This window comes from Burkholderia sp. LK4 (genome assembly GCF_001043615.1).
Taxonomy (GTDB): domain Bacteria; phylum Pseudomonadota; class Gammaproteobacteria; order Burkholderiales; family Burkholderiaceae; genus Burkholderia; species Burkholderia cepacia.
The window spans coordinates 52771-73405 of the sequence record NZ_LDUL01000047.1 but is presented as its reverse complement, the minus strand read 5'-3'; the positions used below and the strand labels follow the sequence as shown (position 1 = coordinate 73405).

Here is a 20635-nt window from a genome sequence, read left to right as displayed (position 1 = left end):
AGACTGCCTTACCCGATGCGATAGTGCCGGGTGGGCGCCGGCGGATCGCGCAATGCCTGGTCCGCCGGCGAGCCGGGCTCCGGCAGCCGAATCGTGAACGTGGTCCGGACGCCGGGGATGGATTCACACGCGATGGCGCCGCCGAGCGCTTCGCATGCGCGGCGACAGAAGCTCAGGCCCATGCCCGCGCCGCACCCGTGCGACTTGGTCGAGAAGAAGGCGTCGAAGATTTGAGGAAGCACCTCGGGCGCGATGCCCGGGCCCGTGTCGCTGAAACGCACCACGCAATAACCGTTGCTGCGATGCGCGTCGATCTCGATCTGCCCACGGCCGCTTGCGTCGATCGCATACAGGGCGTTTTTCAGCAGGTTGAAGATGACGAAGATCACGAGCGAGTCGGTTCCGGAGAACCGGAGGTCCGGATCGATCGCGCCGACCGACACGCGGTCGCGTTCTCCCGGACGGAAGGGAAAGCGATCCACCGCGGCGTCGACACAGGCCCGTATCGGATAGGCCGCGAAGCCGTGGCGATCGAGGCGGTCCAGCGTAAAGGACGCCAGGGACATTTCGACCACGGTGCTCGTGGTGTCGACCTGGCGCCGGATCGACGATGCGAGTGTCGGCAGCCGGTCCAGCTGCCCCGGATACAAGCTGTCGGCGCACAACCGGTGCTCCACCGCCAGCCGATACCCGCGCAGCAGCGCCGGCAGGACGTTGCGCAGCTCGTCCGCGTGCAGGCCGATCGCCGCCAGCGGCGTGGCCACTTCGTGCGCGACCGTCGCGGCCAGGAGATAGGGGCCCATCAGGCCATAGCGGACGATCGACGTCGCGAGAATCCCGAGACTCATCGCAATGAACAGCACCCCCACCGGATAGAACTCGACGCCGTAGTTCACCGCGTAGTCGGTGGCCGCGAGCGAGTAGAGGCCCAGGCTGACGAGACATTGCGTGAGCAGTTGCCGGACATCACGCGCGCGCGTCTGTCGTCGTGCCTCGATCAGGAGCCAGCCGCTGCGGCCGACCAGGAGGACGGTCTGCACGACGTGCAGCGGATGCAGGGGGCCCGCGTTGGGATACGGGCCGAAGAAATGCAGGCGGAATCCATCGACGACCCCATTGCCCGTGACCAGCAGCACGGCCAGCAGCACGCAAAGGCCGTAGGAGGCGAACATGAACGGCCGCTCGTCCCGACGCGACACGATCTCCGTCACGAAATGATAGAAGGTCGTCGGCAGGAACAGGATGAACAGATAGCCAGCCTTGACCAGCAAGTTGGCGACGTCCGCGTCGGTCGTCTGGAACAGGAAGGCCCACGTTCCCTGCCAGACGAAGGTCGCCGCGCACATCAAGGCGAACGGGACGGATACCCGCGTGAGGCCCTTGGTGGCCAGCACGTAGAGGCCGAACCCGAGAAACAACGCAGAGACGAACGCGGGCAAGATCGAGTACATGATGCGTGAATCCACAATGTTCACTGGTCGCGCACCACTGTACTGTCCTGGCCGGTGCCGGTTGCGAGAGTAGCACGCAGCGGCAGGCGAGCGAGCGCGGGCGGGTTGGTCCACGAGGGTTTCGCGCATCTCGATTGCGGATCGTGCGCGTGGCGGATCCTGAATAGGATAATCGATCGCCGTCGTGATCAGGAACTGGCCATGGGCCAAAACTTTGCCGCATGCGAACCATGCATTCACGATTGCATTCGTTATTGCGATCGCGCGAACTATCGCCATGACAAATGCCGGGAACCGCGCAGTAACAGATGCTGCGACCGATCGGGTGAAGCGGGAATTCGAACAATGCAACAATTTGCCGCAGCCAACTGCTCGATCAGTGGATGAACCGTTCTCGATTTTCAAGCGATTTTTCGAAGCAATCGCGTCGATCGAACACGAAATCCAGAATAATCGACCGGCCCGATACATCTTTCCGGGAACCCGAGTTCCCTGTCACGGAAAAATGACGTCAGCCGGATAACAGATTCACGCTTGCGGTAAACACCGCGGGCCACGCATTAACACCGATTTTCACGAATATAGTGCTCCGGAGTAAAACTGTGTGTATACGGATCTAGCTGGGGAGCGGCTTTTCGGGCGATAGGGCACTGGGGCCGCATAGAATTCCGACCGCACAGAATTTCCGTCTTCAGCACGTTTGACTTGGTGGAGGAAGCAAATCTATGCGGTTGGGATATGGCATGATTTTTGCCAAAATATATGTATGTGGTTCGGATGTAAGTGCGCTTTGACGCAGAAAGTCTATGTGGTTGGAGTTTGGACGTGACCCACATGGTCGCAGCTGCTACCTCGTGTGGAGCCAGTAAACCATCAGCAAAGCGCTCAACTTGTGATCGCATGCAAGGCAGTAGTAGTTGTCGAGGACGTTCTCTTCGAGTGCGTCGCCGATGGCCCACCCGGCCGCGCATCCTGCGGTACTACCCACGACGCCAGCGATGAATGAGGCGGTGACATGAGACGTTTCTTGTAGCGATTCGGCAAGTGAGTTCTCTTTTATCCTAGAGGCAAGGAGAACTCGATGAAGAAGCGATTTACCGACGAGCAAATCATCCGCATCTTGCGCGAGGCCGAGAGCCGGGATGAGCCGGTGAAGGATCTATGCAAGCGCCATGGAGCAGCCCCCTGAAACGCCGGACACAGTCACCCACTTACAATAACGGGTAGGCATAAGACTGTGTTTTTGACTAACACCAGGCAGGAAGTGATGGAAGTGTTGACGGGCCCGGAGCGCCGGCGGCGCTGGACGGCGGAGCAGAAGCTGGCGATGGTTCGCGAGAGTTTCGAGCCGGGGAAATCGGTTTCGATGGTTGCGCGCCAGCGCGGCGTGAATCCGAACCAACTGTTCCACTGGCGCAAGCTGTACCAGGATGGGAGCCTGTCAGCGGTTAAAGCTGGCGAGGAGGTGGTTCCGGCCTCGGAACTGGCCGATGCGCTCAAGCAGATTCGTGAGCTGCAACGGATGCTCGGCAAGAAGACCATGGAGAACGAGATTCTCCGCGAAGCAGTCGAGTAGGCTTCTCGAACGAGCAGAAGAAACTTGAGCTGCTCGACGAACTTCACGCTCAGCAGACGAAGATAAGCGAATCGAAGCAGGTTCTGGACGATCTCGTCGCATCACGCAAGCGGGAAGAGCAAAAGCTTGCTGCAGCGCAGGAACTATCGCAAGTCATGTGGGCGGACATTGACACGGTGTCGGTTGCGCTTCAACTGCAGCGTTTGCAGGTTCAGTTGGAGGACGCTCAGCGAGCTCATCCGGAAGTTCGGGAACTCGATACGCAAATTGAAGCGCAGCGACAGACGGTCAGCGATGCGCAGGGAGCGCGCGGATCGGAGTCTGACAAATACGACCGTTCCGTGGAGCAGATGGCCACGCTGAGCCGTGAGCTTGAAGCGACGCCCGCGGAGCTTCAGGTGCCACCGCCCGATGCTGGCGAGCTCCAGGAACTGTTCGGAAAGGTGGATCGCCTCACACTGGACAATCTCGAGTCGAGACGAGAGCGTGCACGCGGTGATTTGAAGGAGCAACGAGGGCAAGCCGACAAGGATCGGTCGAATGCAAGAAAGGATCTCGAGGAGGCTTTGCGGACGTTTCGACGCAATCATCCATTGGCGGCGGCGGATATGGGTGAGACGTTGGACGACTGGCCAGACTATGCGCGCGTGCTTGTGCGCATCGAGCAGGATGATCTGCCTCGCTTCGAAGAGCGGTTCTTTCGGTTACTCAACGAGCAGAGCGATCGCCACATCGCCAAGCTGAGGCAACGACTCGTCACGGAAAAGGAAGAGATCCGTGGTCGCATGAACATCGTCAATGATGCCCTGTCACAATCCCAGTTCAATCCGGGAACCTACCCGCCCGGTTTCGTAAATCGCCTGATATCCGCCGTAGGCATCCGCCTGCAGCGTGCCGTTGAACGATTCGAGATGCTGCTGCGGATGGACGCCCTTGCGGTCGGCCGTATAGGCGAACCAGACGGCCGGCGGCGTCATGTCGCCCGAGTTCCGGTCGTCGCGCACGTAGACCCACAGCCGTCCGGTTTTCGTCTTGCCATTGCCCGGCGCGAGCACAGGCACTGGCGTATCGTCGGCATGCAGTTTGATGGCTGCCATGACGTGCCGGCGTAAGGTGTCGACCAGCGGTTGCATCAGGCTCGCGCCATGACCCACCCATTTCGCCAGCAACGAGCGATCCAGATCGACACCCTCGCGCGCATAGATCGCCGACTGGCGGTACAGCGGCAGATGATCCGCGAACTTCGAGACCAGCACATGGGCCAGCAAGCCCGGGCCAGCCAGGCTACGCTCGATGGGGCGGCTCGGCGCAGCAGCTTGTGTAATGTGGTCGCAGCACGTGCATGCCAGTTTCGGGCGCATATGGCGGATCACGCGGAAGCTGGCCGGTACATATTCCAGCTGCTCGGAGATGTCCTCGCCGAGTTGCTTCATGGCACCGCCGCACGCCGTGCAGGTTTTGCCCGATTCCGGCCAGTACGTCAGGATCTCGCGTGGCAGATGCTCGGGGAGCGGTTTGCGCGGCGCTTGTTCCGGTGCGATACGCGGCGTCTTCGGAATCTCGATGGGGGCAGCGCCTTCGTCGGCCTCGAGCTCCTCCAGTCGCAACTCGAGCTGCTCGATCTGACGGTCGAGCTTCTCGGAGCTCCGGCCGAACTGCATGCGGCGCAGTTTCGCGATCAGCAGCTTCAGATGCTCGATCTCGGCCTTGGCAGTAGCGTTCGCGCCTTGTGCGATTCGACAACATTTTCCAGATGTCCAATGCGTGCATCGCGCTCAAGCAGCATGGCCTTGAGCGCTTCGATGTCGTCCGGATAGACGTTTGCCGTGGTCATGCCGGCAGTCTACGCGGCGGCCGGCAGGTTTACAACGCCGATGTCGGCTCCGCCGTGCGTACAGGCTGCCGCCAGTCGATACCTTCGAGCAGCATCGACAGTTGCGCCTGGCTCAGGCACACCACGCCACCATCGGCACGTGGCCACACGAACCGACCGCGCTCCAGGCGTTTCATCAGTAGACACATGCCGTCGCCGCTCCACCACAACACTTTGACCAGATCGCCACGCGTGCCGCGGAACACGAACACGTGGCCGCTGAACGGATCTCGCTCCAGCACGATCTGGACCTTCGCAGCCAAGCTATTGAAGCCCGAGCGCATGTCGGTCACGCCGGCGGCCAGCCAGATCTTCGTGTGGCTGGGTAGTCCGATCATGCTGTCGGTCCCGACGTGCCGCGCAACGTACGGAGCACCAGCAACAGCGTGGCCTCATGCGGCGAGCCTTCGATGCGTACTCGGGTGTTGCCTACACTGATCTCGATGGCGCCCGCCGGAGCGGCACTGGCGACCGGCGCCGGGGCCGGTTGCTCGATCTCTTGCGCTGGTGCCTCCACGGTCACGGGCAGCAAATCCACCGGATCGTATTCGCCGGCACGCAATGCTCGACGCCATTTGAACACCAGGTTCGGATTCACCCCATGCTCCATCGCCAGACGCGCCACCGATACGTCCGGCTCGCAGGCCAGCTTGGCCAGATGCCGTCGAAATTCGATCGGGTGATTCGGGATGCCTTTGCGTGAAGTTCTCTTCGGCGTATCTGTTGCCACTTTGGTCCCCACTACTTTGGTGGGGACTACTCTGGCAACTTCCTTTCACATCGTCGAGACGGTGCTGGGGACACGCTTACGCATCGTCCGCTTCCTCGCTATATCAAGGCGGACAATGGCAGCGAATTTATTTCGAAGGCGCTCGACAAATGGGCGTACGAGAGTGGCGTGGAGATTGACTTCTCGCGTCCGGGCAAGCCGACCGACAATGCGAAGAATGAATCCTTCAACGGACGTTTTCGGGAGGAACGCCTCAACGCACATTGGTTCTTGTCGCTCGAGGATGCCAGACGCAAAATCGAAGTCTGGCGCGAGTCCTATAACGAGGCGCGTCCTCACTCTGCGCTGCAGTGGATGACGCCGGCGGAATTCGCCCGTCAGTGCACCGATCGGGCCGGTTCGGCCCGCCCCGAAGAGCCGGAATTTTCCAGCTAAGACCGGGACGGAAATTGGGCCAGCCTCACCGCATCCCCAACTTCTTGCTGTACGTGGAATCGGGGCAGGGTCACTTTTCCGTTGCATGAAGGGCCCCCGCGAAGGAACGCCTGTGAGGTGGGCTCGGACCGGCAACGGTGCTGGCAATATCCGCTCGGTCAGAGGCTGTCCAGAAATGCCTGCGTGACCGCGACCCACGGGCCGTTCCCGTCGTTGTTCGCATCGTATTCGACAGCGGGATTCTGGCCGCCCCAGATGATCAGGCCGGCCGCGGTGGTGCTGCGGATCGTGTTCAACATGCTCTGCCAGATCGAAGCCGGGATCAGCGTCGTGTTCTGGTCGTAGTATTGCGGCCAGATGTACGCAAAGACCGGATGCGTGCCCGTGCTGCTCTGCCGGTCGATCGTTCCCGTCGTCGCGAGGTCGGTGTTGAGCTGAGGCGCCCATGCCGCGCCGGTATACGGCGACGTGCCGTTGGCCTTCACGTATTCGCTCGGGAAGTACGCTGTCCTGCCGTTGTTGAGGTCCATCAGCTGAGCGATGTCGCGATACGCGGTGGCCGGATCCACGGTGCTGATGTTGGCCGCGTTCGCGAGCCCGTACCACCCGAGCACGCGATTGGGGCGAATCGCCTGGGTCCACTGCTGGAGCTGCTTGAGGATCGCGAACCGGTTGGCAATCGTCGCCGTGCTGCCGGTCAAGTACAGTTTTTCGCAGTCGAGCACGAGATAGCCGGGCGAGTCGGCCTGCGTCGGGTCGTAGGTATTGACGAGAGCCTCCCAGTCGCTCTGCGACGGAAGCTTGACCTTGCCCGTCGACGCGTCGTACGTAAGCGGCTCGCAGTATCGGGCGGGGATGAAATTGGTCTTGACCGAGCCGTGCCCGAGGGAAACATCGGCGTATGCGGTGTTGTCCAGCACGGTAAACGACGGCGCGGCATCGACCGCGAGCGGATGGGTGAGCCCAAGCGTGAGCAGTGCGGTGGCGCCGACGCTTGCTGCGACCGGATTGCGCGGGCGGATGGATGTGGATTGCATGGTTCGACTCCTGGTTGGCAAAGTGGAAGAGCGTGGCGTGTGCACACTTGCCGTGCAGCCAGCCACGCCGGCTAGAACACCGTCTCGATGCCGGCATAGACGCCGGTTTGTCCATGGCCCGGCGCCGGGTTCGTGCCCCAGCCGGCGTTCATCGGCCCGAGGCCGGGGCTCTGCGGGTTGACGCCGAAATTCGCGTTGGCGCTGTTGAACACGTGCGCGGCCATGCTGTACAGGAACGTCCGCTTCGACAGGTCGTACATGCAGCCAACGCCGACCATCGTCACGCGCGATTCGCCGTCGTGATCGGCCGTCCACTTGCCGGGGCCGACCTTCATTGTGTAGGCCGCTCCCTGCAGATGGAAAAAGGGGTTCACGTCGTAGGTGAGGCCGGCCCACCAGAGATCGGCGCGGTCGGACAGCCCCGCCGGCGTATCCGGCGCGGAGTAATGCGTATAGGCGGCCTGCACGCGAAACGGGCCGAACCGGTCGCGTACGCCGATGAACAGTTCGCGCGAGTAGCTGAACAGGTTGTTCTCGATGCCCTGCGCATTGCGGATCTCGTCCCAGACCACGCGCACCTGGAAATCGCCGTGCGTGTAGGCGCCGCTGAAGCCGTCCGCGCGCCCGGCCTTGCCCGCATTACCCGGGTCGCCCGCGTTGAAGCTCGTCGGGCTGTTGCCCAGGTTCAGCTCCGCATCGAACGAGAAGCCATGCAGGTCGGGCGACAGGTAGCGGATGCCGTTGGACAGGCGCGAGCCGTTCCGGTACGCGACGAACGATTGCGCGCCGAAGTTTTCCTCGAGCAACGGGTCATATTCCCACACGTAGTTGTTGAGCATGGGCCCCTGGCCGAACCGGATCGTGCCGAACGTGTCGTTCTTCAACCCGACCCAGGCCGCGCGCTGGAAGATCAGCCCCGCGACCAGCGAGCCGGTCGGCGTGAACGCCGATTCGAGCCAGAACAGCGCGTGGTTCCCGTTCCCCAGATCTTCCGTACCCTTCAGCCCGATGATATTGACGCCCCAGTCGCTGCCCTGCGACCAGCGGGACGCGGGTCCGCGCGGCGTCTGTACACCGCTTGTGTACTGGACGTCGCCGCCCAGGCGTCCCCACAGCAGGACGCTCGATTGCGCATGCGCGAGCGTCGTCGCGAAGCACGCGATCGCGAGGGCCATTCCCCTTTTCATTTAATTAGCTATCCATATTTAGACGGACGATAAGGAGGCGGCCTGCCGCTGGCATGGCCGCCGTTCCGCAAGCCGCTCAGCGCGGCTGCTGCACCGGCAGCGGCCCGTCCGCACGCGGCCCGATGCGGCGCGATGCAGGCCGGACGAACTGTCGCCGCTGATCCTGCGTGAGCCCGAAGAACCAGGTGAGCACGAACGCCGATGCATAGGCCGTCGCCGTCGCGACGCAATAGGCCGCGACGCTGCTGCCGAGTCCCATCGGGCCCGTGACGAGCGGGATCAGCATCAGGTTGGCGGGGCCGATCGTGGTCGCGCCCACGAAATCGCCGTGACTGGCGAGGTATCCGAGCACGAGCGCGCCGATGCCGCCGCCGATCGACGACGTGACGAGCGGGCGGCCGAGCGGCAGCGTGACGCTGTAGAGCAGCGGTTCGGACACGCCCAGCATGCAGGTCGGCAACGTGTCGCGGATCCGCTGTTTCAGTCCCGCGTCCTTGACGCGGAAATACAGCGCGAAGGCGGCGCCGGCTTGCCCGCAGCCGGACATCGCGAGGATCGGGAACAGCGCGGTGAAACCGTATTGCGCGATGAGCTGCGCATGAATCGGGATCAGCGCCTGATGCAGGCCGAACATCAGCAGCACCACGAACGACGCGGCGAGCACGAACGCGGCCGGCATGCCGCCGACATTCAGCAGGCGCGTGGTGAGCGCGCTGACGCCGTTCGTCAGCACGTCGGCTACCGGCATGAGCACGAACAGCGTCGCGACGCCCGCGACGAGCAGCGACACGGTTGGCGTCACCAGCGTCTCGATCGCTGGCGGGATTCGCGTGCGCAGCTTGCGTTCGAGCAGCGCGACCAGCACGCCGGCCAGCAGCGCGCCCATCAGCCCGCCCTGGCCGGGCCGCAGCACGATCTCGCCCAGCAGCGGCAGCGTGAACGCATGGAGCTTGGTCAGCGCCGGCACGATCATCACGCTCGCGGCCGCGCCGCCAAGGCTCGGCGTGCCGTCGAATTCGCGCGCGGCGTTCATGCCGACCTGGATGACCAGGAACGCGAAGAACGCCGAGCCGATCGTCGACGCGACGGTCGCGAGAAAGGTCAGGTCGCTCGCGCTGTCGGCCGGCGAGTGCCGGGCCCAGAGCAGCAGCAGGCCGCCCAGCGCGTTGATCAGCCCCGCGCCGACCAGCGCGGGGATCAGCGGCGTGAAGATCGACGCGATGCGGCGCAGGAAGCCGCGTACCGCGTGGTTGCCGCGCCTGGCCGCGGCGGGCGGCTTCGCGGCCGGCGCATCGTCTGTCGGATCCGCGTCGCCTGCATCGTGTTCACTCAACGCCTGCGCGAACGCGCTCCAAACCTGCTTGACCGCGCCGGGGCCGATCACCACCTGGAGCGGATCGCCGGCCACCAAGCCCAGCACGCCCGGCAGTTGCCGCAGCGCGGCCGGATCGGCGAGCGCGGGATCGACGAGGTTGACGCGCAGTCGCGTCATGCAATGCGTGTGATTGCGCACGTTCCGTGCGCCGCCGATCGCATCGAGAATCGCCCGGGCCAGTGTCCCGAACCGCTCTGTCGTGTCCGCCGCCATGCTTGGCTCCCATGAAAGACCGCATCGCCCCTGTCGAGAGGCGGGTACGTTGAATTGTCGGTAAATTGGAACGTACCAATTCGAATATTGGTTGGCAATAGGTAGTTTTTTAGAAGCTGTCCAGCGGTTGAGTGGATAGCTTTCCAGTCTTGAAGATAACGGGGCCAGAATCTTTTGGCGGACCCTTGTGGTATGAAAATATAATAATTATCAGTGGCTTGACGATGCTTCTATACAGGGGGTAGCGGAGTTGACGCTTTCAAGGATGAGACGTTCGATGAATCTGCGATTTACAACCAATTCCATACCAATTAAGATCTAGCCCATCTTTCGCCCAACCCGTGGAGTGCCGCCATGCCGCTGGATCGTCTGATCACCGAGCAGCCCAACGTCTTCAGCGCCAACCTCGATCAGCTCAGCATCGAGGAAGGCGTGGCGTTGATGAATCGCGAGGACGCGTTCATCGCGCCGTGCGTGGCGCGCGCGTTGCCCGCCATCGCGGCGGGGGTGCGGATGGTCGCGCAGGCGCTTCGCGCGGGCGGCCGGCTCGTCTACATCGGTGCCGGCAACAGCGGGCGGATCGGCTATCTCGATGCGCTGGAGTGCCAGCCTACCTTCGGCATGTCGCCGCAGGGAGTCGTGGGCATCGTCGCCGGCGGTTTCGTCGGGATGTCCGAGGGCATCGAGGATTCCGCGGCAAGCGGGCAGGCGGATCTGGAGACCATCGCGCTGCGGCGCGAGGACGTCGTGGTCGGCCTCAGTGCGAGCGGCCGCACGCCCTATGTGATCGGCGCGCTTCGCCATGCGCGGCAAACCGGCTGTCCGACGGTCTCGGTGGCCTGCAACAGCGGGAGCGAGGTCGGTGCCGTGGCCGATGTCGCGATCGAAGTGGACTGCGGCCCGGAGATCCTGGCCGGCTCCACGCGCCTGAAGGCGGGGACCGTGCAGAAGATGGTCTGTAACATGCTGTCGACGTTGTCGATGGTTGCGCTCGGCAAGACCTATGGCAACCTGATGGTCGACCTGCAGGTGCACAATCACAAGCTGCAGCTTCGCGCGCAATCGATCGTCGCGCTGGCGACGGGGGTCGCGCCGGACGTCGCGGCGCGCACGCTCGCGGAAGCGGGCAACCGCCCGCGGATCGCGATACTGATGCTGCTGGCCGGTTTGAGCCGCGGTGAAGCGGAAGCGTTGTCCGTCGAGCATGGCGGGTCGATCCATCACGCGCTGCAGTCGCGCAAGCCGTCCTGATGCCGTGCATCGCACCGTATCGCCTGTCCAATCCTGACCCATTTCTAGTGTATCGATGACGGAACGCAGCCTGGATGCCCCTCTCTCCCGCGACCCACAACCGGGTGCGCACCTGTTCGACGCGGCGCAGGTCGCCGAACTGCATGCGCCGTCGGCGGGCGGCGCGCGCATGCCGATTGCGTCGCGACTCGCGCGGATGCTGCGTGCGACGATCGTCGACGGCTCGATGAAGACCGGCGAGAGCTTTCCGCCCGAGCGGGAGCTGGCCGCCCAGTTGCAGGTGTCGCGCGACACCGTGCGTCGCGCGATCGAGGAGCTGATCCGCCAGGGGCTCGTTGAAGCGCGGCAGGGCGCCGGGACGTTCGTCGCCGCGCGCGTCGAGCAACCGTTGACCGAGATCACCAGTTTCTCGGACGACATGCTCCGCCGCGGCTTCCGTCCGGGGTCGCACTGGGTCAAGCGCGAACTGCGTCGCCCGACGCCGGAGGAGTCGCTCGCACTGGGCCTCGCGCCGGATTCGGTCGTCATGCACCTGGAGCGCGTCAGGACGGCGGATGCCGTGCCGATGGCGATCGAGCGCGCGGTGCTGGCCGCCGACCTGCTCGGCGGCAACCTGGAGTTCGGCGATTCGCTGTACGGGGCGTTGAATGCCGCCGGCATTTGCCCGGTCAAGGCGCTCCAGCGGCTGCGCGCGGAACTGGCGTCCGCGCCGGATGCCGATTTGCTCGGCATCCGCGGCGGCGATCCGGTGCTGCATATCGAGCGGCGGTCGTTTTCGGTCGAGGGCCGGCCGCTCGAGCTGACGCGGTCGTTTTATCGTGGCGATCGTTACGATTACCTCGCCGTGATGGGCAAGGCGTGATTGCCGGAATGATGGACGACGGCACATTCAGCGTACCGGCCCGTATCCGGCACCGGCGGGATTCCTCCCCTCGCGACGTCACCCGCCCGTCACCGACGGGAAAAACGCGACCTCGCTGTCCTCCCGCACGACGAATTCGCCCGTCACCATCTCGAGATTGACGGCCGTGCGCACGGGCCGGTCCAAGATTCCTAAAGCGGATCACCCGCCCGGCGGCGGGTTATGCTCGTCCGCATCGAAAATCTTGCAGCAGCGCGCGACGTCGGCCGCAGCGCTTACTGAACCCGTCCCAATCCCACAGTCACCCCACCTGCGTGCCACGCTCCTCCGCAAGCAATCGACGATAGTGAGGCAGCGCGCCAAACAGCAACCATACGGCGAGCGCGGCCGCGATCGTGCAAACGATCCCGATCGAATCGCCGACCATCTTCGGATTGCCGAACACACGATCGGTGAAGAGCGCGATCAGCGTCGGCCCGAGCCCGAAACCGATCAACTGCGCGAAGAACGAGTAGAGCGCGCCAACGGTACCGCGCATGCGGCTGGGCGCGACGAGTTGCAGCGCCGCAGCCATGCACCCGGTCGGCAGCGTGAAGAAGAACACGGTGCCGCCGGCCGCGATCAGCGTCCCTGTCGCGCCGGGCGCAAACGGGATGCTCGCGCAGCACAACAACATCGGGATCATCGCGAACGCGGCCGTGCGCAACGGTGCGTCTTCGTAGCCGCGCTTTTCAAGCCGGCGTACGGCCCAGGGGCCCACCAGTGCGCCTGCAATCCCGCAGCAGACCACCAGCGCGCCGAAACGAAACCCGACCAGCGCCGCGGGCATCCCGTGTGAACGGATCAGGTAGGTCGGCATCCACGCGGGCATCCCGAGCACGACGATGGCGAGCATGCCGACGCCGAGCAGGATGCGCGCGTAGAACCCGCGCCGCGCCCACAGAAATGCAGCGGATTCGCGGGTCGAAAACTGCCGATCGTCCGCGCTTCCGCTGGCGACCTTGCTGCGCATCGGTTCGCGCACCGTCAGCCAAACCAGCAACGCAAACAGCATGCCGGGCAGCCCGATCAGCACGAAAGCAAGCTGCCAGGTCTCGAACCCGGCGAGCATCGGAAACTGCTGATGAACGTCGCGGGCGAACGAGATGACCAGGCCGCCGGCGACGAGCGAGAGTCCGCCGCCGAGCATCGGGCCGAGAATGAACACGCTCATCGCACGCGGCATCTGCTTCGCCGAAAAGCAGTCGGCGATCATCGACAGCGCGATCGGAAACACGCAGGCTTCGCTGGCTCCGACGCCGAAGCGCGCGAGGAACAGCCCCTGGAACGTCGTGGCCTTGCCGCACAGGGCCGTGAAGATGCACCACAGGCAAATACCGACCAGCAGGATGTTGCGCCGGTTGGTGACGTCGACGAGCCGGCCGAACAGCGGCGACGCGATCAGGTACGCGGAAATGAACGCGATGCCCTGAACGAGACTGAGCTGCGTGTCGGATATGGCAAGCGAATGCCGGATCGGATCGACGAGCAGGTTGAGAAGCTGGCGGTCGATGTACGCGAGCGAATACGCGAACGTGATGATGCCCAGGATGTACCACGACCGGAGGCTGTCATGGACGACCCTCGACGAGGTTCGTCCCGATAGCGCGTCGTCCAGGCCGCCGACGGGCGGCACTTCATTCATGGCATTCCTCATCTTGTCTCCGATACGATCGTCTGATGCTTGTGAAAGGGGATGTCCATGACCGGCATGCCGCTTGTGCGTCAGGCCGGTCATGGACATCCGGTAAGCCTGGTTGGTCGTTCGACGCATCGACGATTTCGCCGCCACGCATTCGATTGCCAAACTATCGTTAGGTAGTTTGGCGTGACGCAATGTGATGTGCCATGAGTGTTATCCATTAAGCACGGCCGCCGCGAGCCGCGAATCGTGTGGCGGCTGTCGCGCGCTGCGCGCCGACATGCCGTTCGCAGCATTCGGCGCGTTCGTCGTCGATACGCATGTGCGCCGTCATCCTGCTGGAACCGGCATCTGCGTCCGGGTTAGACCGGATGGAGCGATCGCCTGCATAGACTCAATCTACCGTTAGTTAGGTAAACGGGCGACGCCGAAGATGCCGTATCCGCTTGCAATCCGTTCCGTGTTTCGAAGTACGGAATGCGAAGTGTGTCCGGTGGAACACGAATTCGCTCGCGTTGCCGGTCGACACCCGAGAAGAGGCCGTACGAACGGCTCGGTGCCGATGCCGCGAGGTCACGTATCACGCTGTGACACGACGCAATGCGATGCGGCCCATTCCGGGCGCAGGCGTTGCGATCCGGAACTGGAGGAGCACGATGACTGACGATGTATCACGCGATTCGCAGCGCTTGCCGGAAGGCTTCGAGGCGCTCGAACCGTTTCTCGACCGATGGAATGCGCCGACGTCGCACGCGCGCTGGATCCATCGCGCGGCCACGCCGTATGCGGAGATCGTGGCGTTCTACGAAGCGATGTCCGGGCGGGCGGAGGAGGCGACCGTTTATCTCGAGCAGTTTCCGCTCGACGACATGCCGGCGCCCGCGCAGAACCTGTTTCGCCTGCTGCTCGCGATGTGCCATGCGGCGATCGCCGTCGAAATGCACGAGGCGTCGGGCATCCGGCATGCGCCGCCCGTTCACGCACTGACGATCGCGACCGGCTTTCAGCCGCACGGCTGATCGCACATCGTCGGGTCGATCAGGACCCGCCGTCCCCATTCCTTTCAGGAGCTGGCATGAACCACCCCGGTGAACTCAAACCGAGCTTGACCGAATCCGTCGGCCTGTCGACGAGGCCGATGCCGACCACGCTGTACACGGATCCGGCGCAATACGAAATCGAACGCGAGCGGATCTTTCGTCGCGCCTGGCTGATGGTGGGCCGCGTCGAGCGGATCCCGAAACCGGGCGATTTCTTCGTCAAGGATCTTGTGGTCGCCAAGGCATCCGTGATCGTCGCGCGTTCGGAGGACGGTAAGGTCCGCGCGTTTCACAACGTCTGCGCGCATCGCGCGAATATCGTCGAGCACCGTCCGAGCGGGAATGCGAAGCGTTTTGTCTGCCGTTATCACAGCTGGGGTTACAACAACGCGGGCGAGCTGGCGAACGTGCCCGACGAGGCCGGGTTCTTCCATCTCGACCGGAAGAAATGCGGTCTGACGCCCGTCGCGCTCGACGTGTGGGACGGCTGGATCTTCGTCAACCTGGCGCCGGCGCCCGAGATCGGTCTCGCGGAATTCCTCGGACCCATGGCCGACGCGCTGTCCGGCATCGACTATCCGGACGCCGACAACGCGATCGTGCTGCGCGGCGAGTTCAGGGCGAACTGGAAGGCGGTGGCCGAAAACTTCAGCGAGGTGTATCACATCGCGTCGATCCACCCGAAGACGTTCGGGCCGATCTACACGGGCAAGGAAAATCCGTTCGGGCGGCCGCTGGGCGCGAACCTGCGCGGTGCCCACCGCTCGTTCTCGCTGTGGCTGAACCAGAGTGTCAAGGTGCCGGAGCACGCGAAGGTGATGCGCTGGCTGTTCTCGGCCGGCGAGACGGTGACCGGCACGCGCAACGTCGCGCAGGCCAATCCGCTCACCGAGCACCGCGGCGTGAACCCCGAGCGGCATCCGGACTGGTCGCAGGACGTGAACTGGTTCTTTCCGAACTGGCATCTGCAGATCTCGGCGAACCAGTTCTGGACGCACGAATTCTGGCCGACGTCGGCGAACACGACTGTCTGGGAAGCGCGCTTCTACAACAAGAAACCGAAGAGCGTGCGGGAGCGTCTGCAACTCGAGCATTTCACGTCGCACATCTCCGACGGCATGCTCGAGGATCTCGGCAACATCGAGTCGATGCAGGCTGGCATGGAGACGGGCGCAAAGCCGTTCGTTTATTTCAACGAGAGCGAGATCCTGTGCCGGCACGGGCTCGAGCAAGTGGTGCGGTGGTCGTCCGCGTCGACTGTGAAGGACGCGATCGCGTAGCGCCCGCGTCGGCGATCGGCTGCCGCTGATCGCCGATGCATTGGCCTGCCTGCTTTTACCGACGCGCGAACGCAGCAACGCGCGCTTGCCGGGCCTGCCCGCGGCCGCCCGGCGTGACGCTATGTGCAAACGCGTGCTCAGCGCGCCGCTTTCGCATCCTGTACCAGCATGTCGGCCGCCTTCTCGCCGATCATGATCGTGGCGGCATTGGTCGCACCCGAGATCGGCATCGGCATCACGGACGCATCGGCGACGCGCAGGCCCTGCACGCCGCGCACGCGCAGCCGCGCATCGACCACCGCCATCGGGTCGCTGTCGGGCCCCATGCGCGCGGTGCCGTTGTGGTGGTAGACGGTGCCGCCGCGCTGGCGCGCGAACGCGAGAATCTCGTCGTCGGTGCGTACGTCCTTGCCGGGGAACATCTCATCGACGTAGTACGGCGCGAACGGCCGCGCCTGCAACACGGCTCGCGCCATCTTCACTACGGCCACCATCGCGCGCTGGTCCGATTCGTCGGTCAGGTAGTTCGGTTGCACTTCGGGCAGCTCGTCGATGTTCGCGGAGCGTGCGCGGACCCAGCCGCGACTGTCCGGGCGCTGCTTGTGGCCGCCCAGCGTCATGCCCCGGTAGTGATCGAGCAGGCCGGGCAACCCTTCCTGATAGCTGCCGGGCGTGAACGACACCTGCAGGTCGGGGCGCGCCAGCGAGGGTTCGGAGCGGAAGAAGAAGCGCATCGGCACCGGGCCCATGCTCAGGATGCTCGGCCGGCCGAGGAAATACCGGACGATCTCGCGGGCAAGCGGCAGCCCGCGCCCGCGCTCGTTGATGGTGGCGACGTCCTTCACCTTGACGGCCACGCGCAGGTTGAAGTGATCGACGAGGTTGGCACCCACGCCGGGCAGGTCGACCTGCGGTTGCACGCCGATGGCGCGCAGATGCGCGCTGTCGCCGATGCCGGAGATCTGCAGCAGGCGCGGGGTGTTCAGCGCACCCGCCGCGACGATCACCTCGCGGTTGGCGCGCACCTCGCGCTCGGGTGCGCCGGTGCCGCCTGCCCGATACCGCGCGCCCACCGCGCGGTGGCCGTCCAGCAGCACGCGCGTCGCGGGGCTGTCGGTGCGCAGCGCGACACGTCCCTTCCTGATGGCCGGATGCAGGTAGGCCCGCGCGGCGCTCCAGCGCCGCGGCATGCGGCCGCGCGTGTCGATCATGAAATGCCACGGGCCGACGCCGTCCTGCGCTTCGGCATTCGAGTCGGCCACATAGGGATAACCGAGGCTCTCGACCGCTTCGATGAACAGGTCGCACAGCGGCGCCGGCATGATCGGGTCGGTCACGATTAATGGGCCGTTGCGGCCGCGATAGCGGTCGTCGCCGGGCCCGATGCGCGTCTCGGCCTTCCGGAAGAACGGCAGCACGTCGTCGTAGCCCCAGCCCGGGTTACCGAGCGCGGCCCAGCCGTCGAAATCGGCATGTTGCCCGCGGTTGTAGACCATGCCGTTGATCGAGCCCGATCCGCCCACGACCTTGCCCTGGGTCAGTTCGATAGTGCGCCCGTCCGTACCGGCGATCGGCCCGCTGCGAAAGCGCCACACCAGCCGGTCGTTGAACAGGTTCTTGATGTAGCCCGCCGGAATGTGGATGAACGGGTTGGTATCGGGCGGCCCGGCTTCCAGCACGCACACGGTATGGCCGGCTTCGGCCAGTCGCGCGGCCACCACGCTGCCGCCGCTGCCCGCGCCGACGACCACATAGTCGAAGGATTCGCTCATTGATCAGGCATCCAGATTGAAATTGACGGTCTTCAGCTCGGTGAACGCCTCAATCGTCGACCAGCCGCCTTCGCGCCCCACGCCCGAGCGCTTGATGCCGCCGAACGGCGCGTTCGGAATGCTGGCGAAGCCGTTGACGCCGATCGAGCCGCTCTTCACCGCGCGCGCGACGCGAAACGCGCGGCTGACATCCGTGGTGTATACGCAGCCGGCGAGACCGTATTCGCTGTCGTTGGCGATGCGTACGGCTTCCTCCTCGGTTTCGAACGGAATCACCGAGAGCACGGGGCCGAAGATTTCCTCCTGCGCAATCCGCATGTCGTTGCGCACGTTCGCGAAAAGCGCCGGCTCGACCCAGTTGCCATTGGCGAATGCGCCGCCCGGCACACCGCCGCCGGCCAGCAGCGTCGCGCCTTGCTGCCGGCCGCTTTCGACGTATTCGAGCACGCGCGCCCGGTGGCGCTGAGAAATCATCGGCGCGGACGTGGTGGCGGCGTCGAACGGATCGCCGAACCGCACCTTCGCGAGCTGTTCCAGTGCGTGATGCAGGAACTCGTCCATGATCGAACGATGCACGAGCGCGCGGGAAGGCGTGGTGCAGACCTGTCCCGACAGGAAGGTGGAACAGAGGCCCATGATCGCCTGCGCCGTGGCCGGCACGCTGCGCGTGTCGGGAAAGACCAGCGCCGCGCTTTTGCCGCCCAGCTCCAGCGACAGGCGTTTCATGGTCGGCGCGCTCGCCACCGTGATACGTTCGCCGACGAGCGGGCTGCCGGTGAACGTCACCTTGTCGACGCCGGGGTGGGACGTGAGCGCCGTGCCCGTTTCGGTCGCGCCGGTCACGAGGTTGAACACGCCGGGCGGCAAATCGCTGTCGGCGAGGATCTGCGCGAGCCGGCTCACGGCCAGGTTGGTGAGTTCGGACGGCTTGACGACGACGGTACAACCGCAGGCCAGCGCCGGCGCCACTTTCATCGCGAACGTCATCACCGGGCCGTTGTAAGGCAGGATCGCCGCGACGACGCCAACCGGGTCGCGGAACGTCATGTACTGCATGTTCGACGCGCCCGAGAAGATCGGCAGCGTGTCGCCGTTGATCTTGTCGATCCAGCCGAGGAAATGGTCGAAGATGTCGGCGGCGGCTTTCGCCGACACGCGCGAGTTGCGGCTGAACGTGTACGGAATGCCGTTGTCGAGCGTCTGCAGCCGGGCGATTTCGTCTTCGGCCGCATACAGCCGCTCGACGATGGGCTGCAGCAGGCGCTTGCGATCCTGCGCGCGCATGCGCGGCCACGGGCCTTCGTCGAACGCCTTGCGTGCCGCGGCGACCGCGAGCGCGACGCCGCGCGTGCCGGCCTCGGCGCAGCTGGTCATGACCTCGTTCGTGCAGGGGTTGATCTGGTCGAAACGCGCATCGGGCCAGTCGAGCCACTGGCCGTCGATGAAAAGGCGGCCGGGGCTGACATTCAGCGCATCGAGCTGGGAAGCGAGACTGAGCATGGGTTCAGAGAGGTAAGGGGGTTACTTCGGCACCCCGGTGAATACGTAGTCGCCGTCCGGATCCTTGCTGATCAACCCGAACGACGGCGAACAGAAATGGGTGCAGGTAAACAGCGTGGGGCTGCCGTCGAGGCGCGACAGCAGCGTGTGCCGCGTGGCCGCCGACTGCGCGTTGTCGTAGTCCAGCACCAGCGCCATGTCCGGCCTGGCGACCTGCACCGGATGATGCATCGCGTCGCCGCCGATGATGAATTTTTCCGTGCCCGCGTCGACCTCGATCGCGATGTGGCCGATCGAGTGACCGGGCGTGGAGAACACGGAGATGCCATCGCCCAGGTCGGTGTCGCGGTCGATGAAGTTCGCGAGCCCCGCATCGACGACCGGCTTGATGGACTCATGGAACGAAATGTCCTGCGCGTCGTACATCGCGTCGTTAGGGTCGCCCTGTTGCGCAAACGCGTATTCCGTCTTGCCGAAGTGGTAGGTCGCGTTGGGAAAGGTGGGCAGCCACCGGCCGTCCTGCTTGTACGTGTTCCAGCCGACGTGATCGAAATGCAGGTGCGTGCACAGCACGTCGGTGACCGCATGGCGGTCGATGCCGGCCTGTTCCAGCGTCGGCAGGAATTCCAGCCGCAGATCGGCGAACGCGTCGAAGCCCGCGACGTGCTTGTCGTTGCCGACACAGGTGTCGACCACCAGCACGCGCTTGCCGGTCGTGACGATGAAGCACTGGCTGACGGCGCGCATGCGGTGTTCGTCGTCCACGTAGGGGGGCTTCATCCACGGAATGGACTTCATCACATCGGGCGTGGCCTCGGGCAACAGCGCGCCCAGAATGCCGCTGATGTCCATCTCGACGATCTGCACGATTTCCGCATGGCCGATCCGGGAACGAATGGTATGCAGCAGCGGCATGGCATTTTTTCCTTGGAGAGGGTTGGGATGAGCGCTTTGCCGAATGGTGCGCCTGTAGATCGACCGAATTCCGCCTTCGAGAAAGGTCTTGTGTCTGTCCGTACGTGAATATCCGATTCAATCACGACGCGCGTCGTTACAGTCGCGCTTGCCGTCCTCTGTTCCGTACATCGGAGCATGCGGGCGTGATCCGCGTTTCGTTCATGCAACGCGACCTGATCGGCGCGAAATGCATTTGCCGACGATGGCCATCCAGCCAGAGCACATGAATGCAGCGCGTTCACCAATGTACGGAACACTAAATAATGAAAAATTGACGATTAATTATTGCAATAAGTAGCATGGGTCTCGCTGTTTGTCGTTGATTTCCGATGGCGGCTCCGCTCGTATGTTCATCACAGCGCTCGTATGGCAGGCGCGGGCGCAAGTGGGGGGAGGGCAACGCAACGCTATGGGG

The 20635-nt window shown here is 64.1% G+C and carries 15 protein-coding genes and 5 pseudogenes; 7 read left to right on the top strand and 13 right to left on the bottom strand.

Annotation, left to right across the window (positions count from 1 at the left end):
* Positions 1–8: 8 nt before the first annotated feature.
* Positions 9–1451, bottom strand: coding sequence for a sensor histidine kinase (locus VK92_RS23830; protein WP_042973854.1), 1443 nt, complete (start codon positions 1449–1451; stop codon positions 9–11).
* A 1081-nt stretch (positions 1452–2532) separates the two neighbouring features.
* Here VK92_RS23830 and VK92_RS23820 point away from each other — a divergent pair.
* Positions 2533–2628: pseudogene (locus VK92_RS23820) on the top strand (transposase); the annotation flags it as partial.
* A 90-nt stretch (positions 2629–2718) separates the two neighbouring features.
* Positions 2719–3024, top strand: a pseudogene (locus VK92_RS23815) (transposase); the annotation flags it as partial.
* 146 nt (positions 3025–3170) lie between these two features.
* Here the strand turns inward: VK92_RS23815 and VK92_RS23810 are convergent.
* From VK92_RS23810 to tnpA, 4 genes and pseudogenes are all read right to left on the bottom strand, one after another.
* Positions 3171–3617, bottom strand: coding sequence for a hypothetical protein (locus VK92_RS23810; protein WP_048027176.1), 447 nt, complete (start codon positions 3615–3617; stop codon positions 3171–3173).
* A gap of 246 nt (positions 3618–3863) precedes the next feature.
* Positions 3864–4861: pseudogene (gene tnpC, locus VK92_RS23805) on the bottom strand (IS66 family transposase); the annotation flags it as partial.
* 29 nt (positions 4862–4890) lie between these two features.
* On the bottom strand, positions 4891–5238 hold the full coding sequence (gene tnpB / locus VK92_RS23800) for an IS66 family insertion sequence element accessory protein TnpB (protein WP_048027174.1): 348 nt from the start codon (positions 5236–5238) through the stop codon (positions 4891–4893).
* On the bottom strand, positions 5235–5642 hold the full coding sequence (gene tnpA, locus VK92_RS40495) for an IS66-like element accessory protein TnpA (RefSeq protein WP_048027172.1): 408 nt from the start codon (positions 5640–5642) through the stop codon (positions 5235–5237). Before tnpA ends, tnpB begins: the two co-directional genes overlap by 4 nt.
* Before the next feature lie 72 nt (positions 5643–5714).
* On the opposite strand from tnpA, the pseudogene VK92_RS23790 reads away from it, so the two are divergent.
* Positions 5715–6065: pseudogene (locus tag VK92_RS23790) on the top strand (integrase core domain-containing protein); the annotation flags it as partial.
* Between the two features lie 158 nt (positions 6066–6223).
* Here VK92_RS23790 and VK92_RS23785 read toward each other — a convergent pair.
* From VK92_RS23785 to VK92_RS23775, 3 genes are all read right to left on the bottom strand, one after another.
* Positions 6224–7102, bottom strand: a complete 879-nt coding sequence (locus VK92_RS23785; RefSeq protein ID WP_048027168.1) for a hypothetical protein — start codon at positions 7100–7102, stop codon at positions 6224–6226.
* 71 nt (positions 7103–7173) lie between these two features.
* Positions 7174–8289, bottom strand: coding sequence for a porin (locus VK92_RS23780; protein ID WP_048027166.1), 1116 nt, complete (start codon positions 8287–8289; stop codon positions 7174–7176).
* Positions 8290–8365: 76 nt separating this feature from the next.
* Positions 8366–9877, bottom strand: a complete 1512-nt coding sequence (locus VK92_RS23775; protein ID WP_053077827.1) for a PTS transporter subunit EIIC — start codon at positions 9875–9877, stop codon at positions 8366–8368.
* 354 nt (positions 9878–10231) lie between these two features.
* On the opposite strand from VK92_RS23775, the gene murQ reads away from it, so the two are divergent.
* Positions 10232–11128, top strand: coding sequence for an N-acetylmuramic acid 6-phosphate etherase (gene murQ / locus VK92_RS23770; protein WP_048027164.1), 897 nt, complete (start codon positions 10232–10234; stop codon positions 11126–11128).
* Between the two features lie 55 nt (positions 11129–11183).
* Positions 11184–11990 (top strand): GntR family transcriptional regulator, encoded by an 807-nt coding sequence (locus VK92_RS23765; RefSeq protein ID WP_081082856.1) that lies wholly within the window; start codon positions 11184–11186, stop codon positions 11988–11990.
* A gap of 78 nt (positions 11991–12068) precedes the next feature.
* Here VK92_RS23765 and VK92_RS23760 read toward each other — a convergent pair.
* Positions 12069–12176: pseudogene (locus VK92_RS23760) on the bottom strand (MoaD/ThiS family protein); the annotation flags it as partial.
* A gap of 115 nt (positions 12177–12291) precedes the next feature.
* Complete coding sequence (locus VK92_RS23755) at positions 12292–13866, bottom strand: spinster family MFS transporter (protein WP_231616473.1); 1575 nt, start codon at positions 13864–13866, stop codon at positions 12292–12294.
* A gap of 461 nt (positions 13867–14327) precedes the next feature.
* Here VK92_RS23755 and VK92_RS42560 point away from each other — a divergent pair, with 461 nt between their 5' ends.
* Both VK92_RS42560 and VK92_RS23745 read left to right on the top strand, forming a co-directional pair.
* On the top strand, positions 14328–14690 hold the full coding sequence (locus VK92_RS42560) for a hypothetical protein (RefSeq protein ID WP_048027161.1): 363 nt from the start codon (positions 14328–14330) through the stop codon (positions 14688–14690).
* Positions 14691–14746: 56 nt separating this feature from the next.
* The gene (locus VK92_RS23745) at positions 14747–15991 is read left to right on the top strand and encodes an aromatic ring-hydroxylating oxygenase subunit alpha (protein WP_053077824.1); all 1245 of its coding nucleotides are present in this window, start codon (positions 14747–14749) and stop codon (positions 15989–15991) included.
* A gap of 137 nt (positions 15992–16128) precedes the next feature.
* Here VK92_RS23745 and VK92_RS23740 read toward each other — a convergent pair whose 3' ends face one another.
* The 3 genes from VK92_RS23740 to VK92_RS23730 are packed head-to-tail and all read right to left on the bottom strand — an operon-like array spanning position 16129 to position 20178.
* Positions 16129–17763 carry a GMC family oxidoreductase gene (locus VK92_RS23740; protein ID WP_048027159.1) on the bottom strand — a complete coding sequence of 545 codons (1635 nt, stop codon included), beginning with the start codon at positions 17761–17763 and terminating at the stop codon, positions 16129–16131.
* Between the two features lie 3 nt (positions 17764–17766).
* Positions 17767–19263 (bottom strand): aldehyde dehydrogenase family protein, encoded by a 1497-nt coding sequence (locus tag VK92_RS23735; protein ID WP_048027157.1) that lies wholly within the window; start codon positions 19261–19263, stop codon positions 17767–17769.
* 21 nt (positions 19264–19284) lie between these two features.
* Complete coding sequence (locus VK92_RS23730; RefSeq protein WP_048027156.1) at positions 19285–20178, bottom strand: MBL fold metallo-hydrolase; 894 nt, start codon at positions 20176–20178, stop codon at positions 19285–19287.
* Between the last annotated feature and the right edge of the window lie 457 nt (positions 20179–20635).

Bases quoted from the DNA above. Each gene is read 5' to 3' on its own strand.
- VK92_RS23730 (WP_048027156.1), bottom strand. From the start codon at position 20,178: ATGCCGCTGCTGCATACCATTCGTTCCCGGATCGGCCATGCGGAAATC.
- VK92_RS23780 (WP_048027166.1), bottom strand. From the start codon at position 8,289: ATGAAAAGGGGAATGGCCCTCGCGATCGCGTGCTTCGCGACGACGCTC.
- VK92_RS23775 (WP_053077827.1), bottom strand. From the start codon at position 9,877: ATGGCGGCGGACACGACAGAGCGGTTCGGGACACTGGCCCGGGCGATT.
- tnpB (WP_048027174.1), bottom strand. From the start codon at position 5,238: ATGATCGGACTACCCAGCCACACGAAGATCTGGCTGGCCGCCGGCGTG.
- VK92_RS23785 (WP_048027168.1), bottom strand. From the start codon at position 7,102: ATGCAATCCACATCCATCCGCCCGCGCAATCCGGTCGCAGCAAGCGTC.
- VK92_RS42560 (WP_048027161.1), top strand. From the start codon at position 14,328: ATGACTGACGATGTATCACGCGATTCGCAGCGCTTGCCGGAAGGCTTC.
- VK92_RS23830 (WP_042973854.1), bottom strand. From the start codon at position 1,451: ATGTACTCGATCTTGCCCGCGTTCGTCTCTGCGTTGTTTCTCGGGTTC.
- VK92_RS23740 (WP_048027159.1), bottom strand. From the start codon at position 17,763: ATGAGCGAATCCTTCGACTATGTGGTCGTCGGCGCGGGCAGCGGCGGC.
- VK92_RS23735 (WP_048027157.1), bottom strand. From the start codon at position 19,263: ATGCTCAGTCTCGCTTCCCAGCTCGATGCGCTGAATGTCAGCCCCGGC.
- murQ (WP_048027164.1), top strand. From the start codon at position 10,232: ATGCCGCTGGATCGTCTGATCACCGAGCAGCCCAACGTCTTCAGCGCC.
- VK92_RS23745 (WP_053077824.1), top strand. From the start codon at position 14,747: ATGAACCACCCCGGTGAACTCAAACCGAGCTTGACCGAATCCGTCGGC.
- VK92_RS23765 (WP_081082856.1), top strand. From the start codon at position 11,184: ATGACGGAACGCAGCCTGGATGCCCCTCTCTCCCGCGACCCACAACCG.
- VK92_RS23810 (WP_048027176.1), bottom strand. From the start codon at position 3,617: ATGATTGCGTCGAAACGTCCGCAAAGCCTCCTCGAGATCCTTTCTTGC.